General features: G+C 67.2%; 8 protein-coding genes. 1 reads left to right on the top strand and 7 read right to left on the bottom strand.

The window, feature by feature from the left end; genetic code table 11:
- The first annotated feature begins 73 nt into the window (after window positions 1-73).
- Complete coding sequence (locus RCH22_RS06110; RefSeq protein WP_327013187.1) at window positions 74-283, top strand: hypothetical protein; 210 nt, start codon at window positions 74-76, stop codon at window positions 281-283.
- A gap of 78 nt (window positions 284-361) precedes the next feature.
- Here RCH22_RS06110 and pyk read toward each other — a convergent pair whose 3' ends face one another.
- The 7 genes from pyk to trpC form a co-directional block, all read right to left on the bottom strand.
- Window positions 362-1807, bottom strand: coding sequence for a pyruvate kinase (gene pyk / locus RCH22_RS06105; RefSeq protein WP_327013186.1), 1446 nt, complete (start codon window positions 1805-1807; stop codon window positions 362-364).
- Between the two features lie 106 nt (window positions 1808-1913).
- Window positions 1914-3371, bottom strand: coding sequence for a glutamate synthase subunit beta (locus tag RCH22_RS06100; RefSeq protein WP_327013185.1), 1458 nt, complete (start codon window positions 3369-3371; stop codon window positions 1914-1916).
- The gene (gene gltB, locus RCH22_RS06095; protein WP_327013184.1) at window positions 3364-7941 is read right to left on the bottom strand and encodes a glutamate synthase large subunit; all 4578 of its coding nucleotides are present in this window, start codon (window positions 7939-7941) and stop codon (window positions 3364-3366) included. Before gltB ends, RCH22_RS06100 begins: the two co-directional genes overlap by 8 nt.
- Window positions 7942-8066: 125 nt before the next feature.
- Window positions 8067-9050, bottom strand: coding sequence for a prolipoprotein diacylglyceryl transferase (gene lgt, locus RCH22_RS06090; protein WP_327013183.1), 984 nt, complete (start codon window positions 9048-9050; stop codon window positions 8067-8069).
- A gap of 56 nt (window positions 9051-9106) precedes the next feature.
- Window positions 9107-9919 (bottom strand): tryptophan synthase subunit alpha, encoded by an 813-nt coding sequence (trpA, locus tag RCH22_RS06085; RefSeq protein WP_327015466.1) that lies wholly within the window; start codon window positions 9917-9919, stop codon window positions 9107-9109.
- 26 nt (window positions 9920-9945) lie between these two features.
- A complete protein-coding gene (gene trpB, locus RCH22_RS06080) occupies window positions 9946-11163 on the bottom strand; it encodes a tryptophan synthase subunit beta (protein ID WP_327013182.1) in 1218 nt (405 codons plus the stop codon).
- 69 nt (window positions 11164-11232) lie between these two features.
- Window positions 11233-12003, bottom strand: a complete 771-nt coding sequence (gene trpC / locus RCH22_RS06075; RefSeq protein WP_327013181.1) for an indole-3-glycerol phosphate synthase TrpC — start codon at window positions 12001-12003, stop codon at window positions 11233-11235.
- Between the last annotated feature and the right edge of the window lie 4 nt (window positions 12004-12007).

Raw genomic sequence — 12007 nt, 5'->3', positions numbered from 1 at the left:
GCGGCCCGGGCCAGAGACCTGGCCGCTCCCCGCAGCGCTCGTCCCGGTCGCCGGCCTGGTCAAAGAGTGGACGATGAACACTCGAGCAGCGCCCGCCCACCGCTACGCCTGCTCGACGAGGTCGCCTGCGCGGTCTACTCGCATCCTCGAGGCTTCGCGGGCCCTCGCGGAGGCCACGCCTGCCGGATCGTTCTTCGAGATCCCCGGCCGCAACCACTTCGACGCCCCGACTTCCCGCGCATTCCGCGACGCGGCCATCGCGTTCCTGGGCACGGAAGCCTGACCCACGGGTCGACGGCGCCGACGAACGCAAAAAACCCCGCCGACCAAAACGGTCGACGGGGCTTTCCTTCCAACGGGACTACTGCTTGACGTATGCCGGAGCAACCTCGTTGTGGGCGTCGCCGATGCGGTGCACCCGGATGTCGTTCGTCGAGCCGGCGATTCCGGGAGGGGAACCGCTGATGACGACGACCTTGTCACCGAGCTGGGCCAGGCCCTGGCCGAGCAGGATGTCGTCGACCTGGCCGAACATGGCGTCCGTGTGCGTGACCCGGTCCACGAGGTACGTCTGCACGCCCCAGGTGAGCGCGAGGCGGCGCCGGATGCCGGGCTCAGGCGTGAAGGCGAGCATCGGGATCTTCGAGCGCAGGCGGGACATCCGGCGGGCGGAGTCTCCGGATTCGGTGAAGATGCAGAGGTACTTCGCGTCGACGAACTCGGCTACCTCGATCGCGGCGAGGGTGATCGCCCCGCCCTGGGTGCGCGGCTTGTTCGTCAGCGGAGCAATGCGCTCCAGGCCGTGGTCTTCGGTGGATGCGACGATCCGCGCCATGGTCTGAACCGTGACGACGGGGTATTCGCCGACGCTGGTCTCGCCACTGAGCATGACCGCGTCCGCGCCGTCGAGAACGGCGTTCGCGACGTCGGACGTTTCTGCACGCGTCGGGACCGGGCTGTGAATCATCGATTCGAGCATCTGCGTCGCGACGATGACCGGCTTGGCCATCCGACGAGCGAGCTCGACGGCGTGCTTCTGCACGATCGGCACGGCTTCGAGCGGAAGCTCGACTCCGAGGTCGCCACGGGCGACCATGATCGAGTCGAATGCGTCGATGATCTCTTCGAGGTGCTCCACGGCCTGCGGCTTCTCGATCTTGGCGATGACGGGGACCTTGCGGCCCTCCTCAGCCATGATCTCGTGCACGCGGGTGATGTCGGCCGCGTCGCGCACGAAGGAGAGGGCGATCAGGTCGGTGCCGAGGCGGAGGCCCCAGCGCAGGTCTGCTTCGTCCTTCTCGGACAGCGCGGGAACGTTAACGGCAACGCCGGGCAGGTTGATGCCCTTGTTGTTCGAGACCGGGCCTGCGACGACGACGCGCGTCGTGACGACGATGCCATTTGTCGCGACGACCTCGACCTTGACCTTGCCGTCGTCGATCAAGAGGAAGTCGCCGGGCTTGACGTCGTTGGGCAGGCCCTTGTATGTCGTGCCGGATAGTTCCCTCGTGCCGAGGACATCGTCCGTTGTGATCTTAAAGATGTCGCCGACGGCCAGTTCATAAGGGCCGCCCTCGAATTTGCCGAGCCGGATCTTCGGGCCCTGCAGGTCGACCAGGACGGCGACCGCACGACCGGAATCATTCGCTGCCTTGCGGATGTTCGCGTAGACGGCCTCGTGCACGGTGTAGTCACCATGGCTCAGGTTCATCCGGCAGACATCGACACCCGCATCGATCAGGGCTCGAATTTGATCGTAACTGGCGGCTGCCGGCCCGAGGGTAGCGACAATTTTGGCGCGTCTCATTCTGAAAGTGCTCCGTTTTCCGCGCCGGGTAGGCGCATTCTTGATCTGTGGTTCTGGAGGCCGCTTGGTGGCGTCCTCCGGCTAATCGCTCACTTCACAGGGACCGTTAGATGGCGAAGGCATGGTCGGTCGGTTTGACCGGAGCAGGTAGTTGTGTCTCACCTTCGAGGAATCGATCGACGGCGGCTGCAGCAGCACGACCTTCAGCGATCGCCCAGACGATGAGGGACTGTCCGCGACCGGCATCGCCGGCGACGAACACGCCCTCATGGCTGGTTTGGTAGTTACCGTCTCGAACGACATTACTCCGCCCATCGAGCGGCACGTGCAGCTGGCTGGTGAGCTCCGCCGATTCCGGGCCGGTGAATCCGAGTGCGAGGAGTACGAGGTCCGCGGGGATTTCACGTTCCGTACCGGCCTTGGGCACGCGCCGGCCATCGAGGTACTCGGTTTCCGCGACGCGGATGGCGCGAACCTCGCCGGCCTCGTTGGAGAGGAACTCGATCGTCGAGGCGAGGTATTCGCGGGTGCCGCCCTCTTCGTGGGCGCTCGAAACCTCGAACAGGGTCGCGGACATCGGCCACGGCTGGTGTTCGGGCCGTTCTGTGCCGGGCTGCCTGCCGATCGCGAGGTTCGTGACGGATGCCGCGAGCTGGCGGTGCGAAGTGCCGATGCAGTCGGCGCCGGTGTCACCACCACCGAGGACGACGACATGCTTGCCCTCCGCGGTGATCTGGCTGTCGACCGTGTCCCCTGCGCCCGTGCGGTTCTGCTGCACGAGGTATTCCATCGCGAAGTGCACACCGGGGAGGTCACGGCCAGGGATGGGCAGGTCGCGGGGTACGAGCGCACCGGTCGCGACGACCACGGCGTCGTACCGGGCACGGAGGTCGTCCCAGGTGATGTCGACGCCGATGTTCACGCCGGCGCGGAACCGGGTTCCCTCCGCCGTCATCTGCGCAAGGCGCAGGTCGAGGTGCTTCTTCTCCATCTTGAAGTCCGGGATGCCGTAGCGGAGCAGGCCGCCGATCCTGTCGTCGCGTTCGAACACGGCGACCGTGTGACCTGCACGGGTGAGCTGCTGGGCCGCGGCGAGACCCGCGGGCCCTGATCCGACGACGGCAACCGTCTTACCGGTCAGGCGCCCCGGCGGCTGCGGCTGCACCCAACCGTTGGAGAAGGCCTGGTCGATGATCGAGACCTCGACCTGCTTGATCGTCACGGCAGGCTGGCTGATCGCGAGGACGCACGCCGACTCGCACGGGGCGGGGCAGAGTCGTCCGGTGAACTCAGGGAAGTTGTTCGTGGAGTGCAGGCGCTCGATGGCCTGCCTGCCTTCCTCCCGCCAGGTGAGATCGTTCCACTCGGGGATCAGGTTGCCGAGCGGGCAGCCCTGGTGGCAGAAGGGAACACCGCAGTCCATGCAACGGCCGGCCTGCCGTTTGAGAACGGCGGCGTCTCCCTGTTCGTAGACCTCTTTCCAGTCCATCAGCCGCACGGACACCGGGCGACGCGGCGGCAGTTCGCGCGCCTTCGTCGTGAGGAATCCCTTCGGATCAGCCATTGGTAACCTCCAGGATGCGGTTCCAGACGACGTCGCCGTCGGGGTCGAGACCCTCGGCGACGGCGCTCTGCCTGGTCGCCAGGACCGCGGCGTAGTCCCGCGGCAGCACCTTGACGAATGTGGACATGGTTGTTTCGAGATCCGACAGGAGAGCCGCGGCGAGCACGGAATCCGTCTGGTCCCGGTGTTGCTCGAGGAGATCGCTGACGATCTCCCTGTCGGCGCTTCCGAGCGGGAGGAGCGTGAGCTCCCCTGACTCGAGCGCTTGGCTGTTGACGTCCTCCGTGCGGAGTCCGTACACGTATGCGGTGCCGCCGCTCATGCCCGCACCGAGATTGCGCCCGGTCTGGCCGAGGATCAGGGCGAGCCCGCCCGTCATGTATTCGAGGGCGTGGTCCCCGACGCCTTCGACGACCGCGGTCGCTCCGGAGTTGCGTACCAGGAACCGTTCACCGACGATGCCGCAGATGAACATGGTGCCCTGGGTGGCGCCGTAGCCGATCACGTTGCCGGCAATGACGTTCTCCTCGGCGGAGAAGATGCTCAAGCGGTCGGGGCGAACCACGATCTGACCGCCGGAGAGACCCTTTCCGACGTAGTCGTTCGAGTCGCCTTCCAGCCTGAGGGTGATCCCGCCTGGCAGGAAGGCCCCGAAAGACTGTCCGGCCGAACCGGTCAGCGTCACGTCGATCGAGCCGGCCGGAAGGCCGTTCTCGCCGTGCCGGATCGTCACCTCGTGGCCGAGCATCGTGCCGACGGCCCGTTCGGTGTTGCGGATCGGCAGGGCGATCTCGACCCGGCCGCCGTGCTCGAGCACGCTTCCCGCGCGCCTGATGAGCTCGTTGTCGAAGTGCTTGTCGAGTTCGTGTTCCTGGGGTCGACCGAACTGTCTCGGCTCGGAATCCGGGAAGTCAGGTCCGTCGAGGATCGGCGCGAGGTCGAGGCCCGCTGCCTTCCAGTGTTCGAGCGCGCCATCGACGTCGAGGATCTCGTGGTGGCCTACGGCCTCCCGGAGGCTGCGGAAGCCGAGCTCCGCGAGGTACTCGCGCACCTCCTGGGCGATGAACTCGAAGAAGTTAACGACATGGTCTGCCTTGCCCGTGAAGCGCTTGCGCAGTTCGGGGTTCTGGGTGGCGACGCCGACAGGGCAGGTGTCGAGGTGACAGACCCGCATCATGACGCAGCCCTCGACGATCAGGGGTGCGGTCGCGAAGCCGAACTCCTCCGCTCCGAGCAGCGCGCCAATGATGACGTCCCTGCCGGTCTTGAGCTGGCCGTCGACCTGCAGGACGACGCGGTCACGCAGGCCATTGAGCATCAGGGTCTGCTGGGTTTCCGCGAGTCCGAGTTCCCAGGGCGTCCCCGCGTGCTTGAGCGAGTTGAGCGGGCTCGCCCCGGTGCCGCCGTCATGGCCGGAGACCAGGATCACGTCCGACAGCGCCTTGGCGACGCCGGCAGCGACCGCTCCGATGCCGGACTGGCTGACGAGCTTCGTGTGGATGCGAGCATCCGGGTTCGCCCGTTTGAGGTCGAAGATGAGCTGCTTGAGGTCTTCGATCGAGTAGATGTCGTGGTGCGGCGGCGGTGAGATCAGGCCGACGCCCGCCGTGGCGTGCCGGGTGCGCGCGATCCAGGGGTACACCTTGGTCGGCGGCAGCTGACCGCCCTCACCGGGCTTTGCTCCCTGGGCGAGTTTGATCTGGATGTCGTCGGCGTGGGACAGGTACATGCTCGTCACGCCGAACCGCCCGGAGGCGACCTGCTTGACGGCGCTGCGGCGCTGCGGGTCGATCAGCCGGTCGAGGTCCTCGCCGCCCTCCCCGGTGTTCGACTTGCCGCCGATCCGGTTCATGGCGATCGCAAGGGTTTCGTGGGCCTCCGGGGAGATCGAGCCGTAGCTCATCGCACCGGTTGCGAAGCGCGTGACGATCGACGCGACCGATTCGACCTCGTCGAGGGGCACGGGGTGCCGCTTGTGCGTGTCGAAGGTGAACATGCCGCGGAGCGTCATGAGGCTCTCGGCCTGGTCGTCGACGAGTTTGGTGTACTCGCGGAAGATGTCGTAACGGCCGGTCCTGGTCGCGTGCTGGAGCCGGAAGATCGTCTCCGGGTTGAACAGGTGCGGGGAGCCGTCGCGGCGCCACTGGTACTCGCCGCCGGTGCTGAGGCGTTCGTGCGCCGTGACCGCTGCATCTTCCGGGTAGGCGGAGGCGTGCCGTGCTTCGTTTTCCGCGGCGATGACATCGATGCCGATGCCGCCGAGCTTGCTCGTCGTGCCGGTGAAGTACTGGGCGACGAAGGCCTGGCTCAGGCCGACGGCCTCGAAGGTCTGGGCTCCCGCATAGGACGACACCGTCGAGATGCCCATCTTGGACATGATCTTGAGCACGCCCTTGCCCAGGGCCTTGATGACGTTGCGCACGGCCTTCTCGGGTGAGACGTTCGTGATGTACCCGCTGCGAACCAGGTCCTCGCAGGTCTCCATCGCGAGGTACGGGTTGACCGCTGAGGCTCCGTAGCCGATCAGGAGCGCGACGTGGTGTACCTCGCGCACGTCACCGGCCTCGACGACGATGCCGACCTTCATCCGGTTTTCCGTGCGGATCAGGTGGTGGTGCACGGCGGCGATCATCAGGAGCGACGGGATCGGCGCGAGGTCCTTGTTGGAATCACGGTCGGAGAGCACGATGAAACGCGCTCCGGCCTCGATGGCCTCGTCGACTTGGAGGCACATCGCGTCGATGCGGTTGGCGAGGGCGTCCGGGCCATCGTCGAAACGGTACAGTCCGCGGATGGTGGAGGTCGTCCGGCTGCCGGGGGCGGGGTCGATGTGCTGGATCTTGGCGAGTTCGTCGTTGTCGATGACCGGGAAGTCCAGGACGACCTGGCGCGCGTGCTCCGGCCCGACGGACAGGAGGTTCCGCTCCGGCCCGAGTCCGAGCTTGAGGGAGGTCACGACCTCCTCCCGGATCGAGTCGAGGGGCGGGTTGGTCACCTGGGCGAACTGCTGGGTGAAGTAGTCGAAGATGAGCCGAGGCCGGTCGCTCAGAACGGCGATCGGCGTGTCGCTGCCCATGGCGCCGAGGGGTTCCCCGCCGGTGCGGGCCATCGGGGCGAGCAGGATGCGCACTTCTTCTTCGGTGTAGCCGAAGGTGCGCTGGCGGCGCACGACGGATGCCGGCGGGTGCACGATGTGCTCGCGCTCGGGGAGGTCCTTGAGGTTGATCCGCCCGGAGTCGAGCCAGTCCCCCCACGGTTCCATCGCGGCGAGTTCGGCCTTGATCTCGTCGTCCTCGATCAGCCGGCCCGCGACGGTGTCGACGAGGAACATCTTGCCGGGGCGAAGCCGGCCCTTGCGGACCACTCGGGCGGGGTCGATGTCGAGCACGCCGATCTCGCTCGCGAGCACGACGAGGCCGTCGTCGGTGATCAGGTACCGGCCGGGGCGGAGCCCGTTGCGGTCGAGCGTGGCGCCGACGAGGGAACCGTCGGTGAAGACGATCGCCGCAGGACCGTCCCACGGCTCCATCAGCATCGAGTGGTATTCGTAGAACGCGCGTCGTTCCTCGTCGAGCGCGGTCTGGTTCTCCCAGGCCTCCGGCACCATCATCATGACGGCGTGCGGCAGGGAGCGGCCGGAGAGGCTCAGGAGCTCGACGACCTCGTCGAAGGACGCGGAGTCGCTGCCGCCAGGGGTGACGATCGGCAGCAGCGGGGCGAGGTCTCCGAGCAGGGAGGATTCGAGCTGGGACTGGCGCGCGCGCATCCAGTTGCGGTTGCCCTGCACGGTGTTGATCTCGCCGTTGTGCGCGATCATCCGGAACGGCTGCGCGAGCGGCCAGGACGGGAAGGTGTTCGTCGAGTACCGGGAGTGCACAAGGGCGAGCTTCGAGACGAAGCGCGGATCGGAGAGGTCCGGGTAGAAGGGTTCGAGCTGGAGGGTCGTCACCATGCCCTTGTAGACCAGGGTGCGGCAGGAGAGCGACGCGAAGTACGTCTCGAGTTCCCGCTCCGCGCGCTTCCGCAGCCGGACGGTCTGGCGGTCGAGCGCGATATCCGCGACGCGTTCACCGTCGTCCTCCGTGCGTGAACTCTGGACGAAGAGCTGCTGAATCGCGGGCATGGCCGCCCTGGCCAGGTTTCCGACCTCGTCGGGGCGCACGGGCACTTCGCGCCAGCCGAGGATCTCGAGGCACTCCTCCTGGGCGATCCGGCCGATCTGGCGCTTGACGGCGCTGCGTTCGGTCGGGTCTGTCGGGAGGAACACGTTGCCGACGGCATACCGCCCGGCGGCGGGAAGCTCGAATTCGACGACCTGGCTCAGGAAGTCGTGCGGGATCTGGGTGATGATGCCGGCGCCGTCGCCGGTTCCGGCGTCGGATCCGACCGCGCCCCGGTGTTCGAGGTTCCGGAGGGCGTCGAGGGCGATCGTGATGATGTCGTGCCCGGCGGTTCCGCGCAGTGTCGCGACCATGGCGAGCCCGCAGGCGTCCCGTTCGTCGGCAGGGTTGTACAGCCCCTGGGGCTGGGGAACGGTGCTGAAGCGGGAAAAGAGGGGTGACTGCGGCATGGGACCGTCCTCAGAGATAGCTGGCAAGTGGGGACGACGCTGGCCCGCGGGGGTGGAGATCATCTGCGTACAGTTGCGCGCCGACCCGTCGTGCCGGGAGGGAGGCGGGAGCCGCGTGTACGGTCTCAGGCCTGGAGGCGCGGGTTGCTGGTGCTTGTGGCTGCAACGTCGCCCGATGCGGCGGGTTCGACGGCCTCATCACCGTGGTCCTCGAAATCCGTATCAAACTCTTCAGATTCTACCTCAGGGATGGGGCGCTTCCACTCCCGACCCTGGCGATAGACGCTGACTTCGAGTCCGGGGTGCCTGCGGCCCTGCACCACGATGAGGATGATGCCGAGGACCACTGCGATGATCGCGGCCCAGACGTTGGTGCGGATGCCGAAGAAGATCTCGCTCGGGTCGATGCGGATCGATTCGAAGAACGTGCGGCCGAGGCCATACCAGACCAGGTAGACGCCGAAGGCGCGTCCCCAGCGGAGCGTGATCCGGCGCTCGATGAGGAGGATCAGGATCACACCGATCGTGTTCCAGATCATCTCGTAGAGGAAGGTCGGGTGGAACAGGGTGCCGGCCGGGAGCCCGACGGGGAAAGCCGCGTTGGTCGACGGCACCTCGAGTCCCCAGGGCAGGGTGGTCGGCAGGCCGAACAGTTCGGTGTTGAACCAGTTGCCGAGGCGTCCCATCGCCTGGGCGATGAGCATTCCGGGAGCGAGGGCATCCGCGAAGGACCAGAATTTCACGCCGGAGATCCGGCAGCCGATGTACGCGCCGACGGCACCTCCGATGAGCGCTCCGAAGATGGCGTTTCCGCCGTTCCAGATCGCGAAGACCTCCCAGGGGTTCGCACCGGCGAAGAAGTAGTCGGCTGGGTGAGTGAGCACGTGATACGCCCGGGCGCCGACGATGCCGAGCGGGACGGCCCAGAGGATGATGTCGAGCACGACGCCCGGCTCGGCGCCGCGATTGCTGAGGCGCCTGCTCGTCATGACCGTCGCCGCAATGATGCCGGCCAGGATGCACAACGCGTACGCGTGGACCCGGAACATGCCGAGGTCGAAATAGCTCCACTCGGGGCCGGGGCTCGGAATGCTCAGCAGAAAAGACACCTGGGTATTACCTTTCGTAGCGGGGAAGCGTGGAAGCTCGCCTCGGTCAACTTACCCTAAACGGCGACGCGGATCCCGGTCGCCCCGGCTGCAAGCCGGGCGGCGAGGTCCCCGAGGGCCGGAACTCCCCCGTCGGACAGCGCCTTGACCAGCGCGGAACCGACGATGGCGCCGTCCGCGTAGCCGAGGATCTCGCGCACCTGCTCCGGGGTCGAGATTCCGAGGCCCACGCACGCGCTCGTCGCACCGGCGAGGCGCAGCCGGTCGACCAGGACGCGGGCTGCGGAGTCGACGTCGGAACGCGCCCCGGTGATGCCCATGGTGGAGACGGCGTAAACGAAACCACGGCTGACCTCGACCGCGTGGGCGAGCCGTTCGTCTGACGACGAGGGCGCGGCGAGGAAGACCCGGTCGAGGCCGGTGCGGTCGCTCGCTGCGAACCAGTCCGCTGCATCGTCGGGGATCAGGTCGGGGGTGATCAGGCCTGCGCCGCCCGCGGCGAGCAGGTCGTCGGCGAAGCGGTCGACCCCGTACTGCAGGATCGGGTTCCAGTAGGTCATCACGAGGACCGGAGCGTCGACGCGTGCGGTGATCGCCGCGACGGCTTCGATTCCGTGGCGGAGCCGGAAACCGTTGGCGAGGGCCTGCTGGGTGGCGGCCTGGATCACAGGGCCGTCCATCACGGGGTCGGAGTACGGCAACCCGAGCTCGATGATGTCGACGCCGTTCTTCGCGAGGGCGACGGCGGCCTCGATACTCTCAGCGAGGGTGGGAAAACCGACGGGAAGGTAGCCGATCAGGGCGCCGCCGCCCTCTGACTTGCGCCGGGCGATCGTGGCTTCGACCCTGCTGGTGCGGTTGGGCGTCATCGGTGTGCCGGTCTTCGTCGTTGCGGTCATAGCTGCTGTGCACCCTCGTCGAGCAGGTCGAAGTATCGGCCCGCCGTTTCCATGTCCTTGTCCCCGCGACCGCTGAGGCTGACCAGGATGGTCGCCTCCGGTCCGAGCCGTTTGCCGAGCTCGAGGGTTCCGGCGAGGGCATGGGCCGACTCGATCGCCGGGATGATGCCCTCCGTGCGGCTGAGGAGGCGGAAGGCGTCCATCGCCGCGGCGTCGGTGACCGGCAGGTACGTCGCCCGGCCGATTGTCGAGAGCCAGGAGTGCTCTGGTCCGACCCCCGGGTAGTCGAGTCCGGCCGAGATGGAGTGCGACTCGACGGTCTGGCCGTCCTCGTCCTGCAGCATGAGGCTGCGCGCCCCGTGCAGGATCCCCGGGCGTCCCTTGGTCAGGGTCGCGGCGTGGCGCGGGGTCTCGATGCCCTCACCGCCCGCCTCGTACCCGTAAAGGGCGACGGTGGGGTCGTCCAGGAAGGCGTCGAAGATTCCGATGGCGTTGGAACCGCCGCCGACGCACGCGGTGACGGCGTCGGGGAGGCGCCCGGTGAGCTCGAGCACTTGGGCGCGGGCTTCTTCTCCGATGATCTTCTGGAAGTCGCGCACCATCGCGGGGAAGGGGTGCGGACCTGCGACGGTGCCGAAGATGTAGTTGGTCGTCTCGACGTTCGTGACCCAGTCGCGCATGGCGTCATTGATCGCGTCCTTCAGGGTGCGCGACCCGGTACGGACGGAGACGACCTCTGCACCGAGGAGGCGCATCCGTGCGACGTTGAGTGCCTGCCGTTCGGTGTCGACCTCGCCCATATAGACGACGCATTCGAGCCCGAACAGCGCGGCGACGGTCGCGGTCGCGACGCCGTGCTGGCCGGCGCCAGTCTCGGCGATGACCCGGGTCTTGCCGATGCGCTTGGTGAGAAGCGCCTGGCCGAGAGCGTTGTTGATCTTGTGGGACCCGGTGTGGTTGAGGTCTTCGCGCTTGAGGATCACCCGGGCGCCACCGGCGTGCGCGGCGAACCGCGGCACCTCCGTGATGATCGACGGTCGGCCGGTATAGCTCCTGTGCAGTTCCATCAGCTCAGCGGCGAAGGCCGGGTCGACCTTGGCCAGCGCATATTCGCTCGTGAGCTCGTCGAGGGCTGCGACGAGCGACTCCGGGACGAACCGGCCTCCGAAGTCGCCGAAGTACGGGCCTGTTTCGGTTCGAAGGGACGTGGACATTTATACCGCCAGAAATTCGGTGCAACGGGATGTGAGCATGGGGACCACAGTTCGAAGGAACGTGGACATCTAGACCGCCAGAAATTCGGTGAGGGTGAGGATGGGATCGTTCGTGACAAGCGCTTCGCCGACGAGGACGACGTCGGCGCCGGCGGCACGGTAGTGCGCGACGTCCGCGGCTGTCTTGACCGCTGATTCTGCGACGCGGACGACACCCGAGGGGATCCTGTCGGCGAGGCGGCCGAAGAGCTCCTGGTCCAGCTGGAAGGTCGACAGGTCGCGGGCGTTGACCCCGACGAGGCTTGCACCGATATCCAGTGCACGGTCGACCTCTTCGGCGCTATGGGTCTCGACGAGGGCCGTCATGCCGAGTTCGCGGACGAGGGCCTGGAGGGACCCGAGGGTGGCCTGGTCGAGTGCCGCGACGATGAGCAACACGAGGTCGGCGCCCGCAGCCCTGGCCTCGAGGACCTGGTACGGCTCGCCGATGAAGTCCTTGCGGAGCACGGGGACGGACACAGCGGCCCGCACCTGCTCGAGGTCGGCGAGGGACCCGAGGAAGCGGCGTCCCTCGGTGAGCACGCTGATGGCGCTTGCCCCGCCGAACTCATAGGAGACGGCGAGGGCGGCAGGGTCCGAGATCTCGGCGAGGGTGCCCCGGGACGGACTCGCCCGCTTCACTTCCGCGATGATCTTGACCCTGTCTGCCGGTGTGAGGGCGTGCAGGGCGTCGATGGCGGGGGCGCGATCGAGGGCCGCCGATTCGACGGCGGCGAACGGACGGGTCAGACGCCGTTCAGCGGCGTCTGACAGTGCCCCGGCGAGGAGTTCGGAAAGCACTCGG

The organism is Cryobacterium sp. GrIS_2_6 (assembly GCF_035984545.1).
Lineage (GTDB): Bacteria > Actinomycetota > Actinomycetes > Actinomycetales > Microbacteriaceae > Cryobacterium.
Note: the sequence above shows the minus strand (reverse complement) of the source record. Positions and strands in the feature narration are given on the sequence as shown.

Bases quoted from the DNA above. Each gene is read 5' to 3' on its own strand.
- gltB (WP_327013184.1), bottom strand. From the start codon at position 7,941: ATGCCGCAGTCACCCCTCTTTTCCCGCTTCAGCACCGTTCCCCAGCCC.
- trpA (WP_327015466.1), bottom strand. From the start codon at position 9,919: ATGACGCCCAACCGCACCAGCAGGGTCGAAGCCACGATCGCCCGGCGC.
- RCH22_RS06100 (WP_327013185.1), bottom strand. From the start codon at position 3,371: ATGGCTGATCCGAAGGGATTCCTCACGACGAAGGCGCGCGAACTGCCG.
- RCH22_RS06110 (WP_327013187.1), top strand. From the start codon at position 74: ATGAACACTCGAGCAGCGCCCGCCCACCGCTACGCCTGCTCGACGAGG.
- pyk (WP_327013186.1), bottom strand. From the start codon at position 1,807: ATGAGACGCGCCAAAATTGTCGCTACCCTCGGGCCGGCAGCCGCCAGT.
- trpB (WP_327013182.1), bottom strand. From the start codon at position 11,163: ATGTCCACGTCCCTTCGAACCGAAACAGGCCCGTACTTCGGCGACTTC.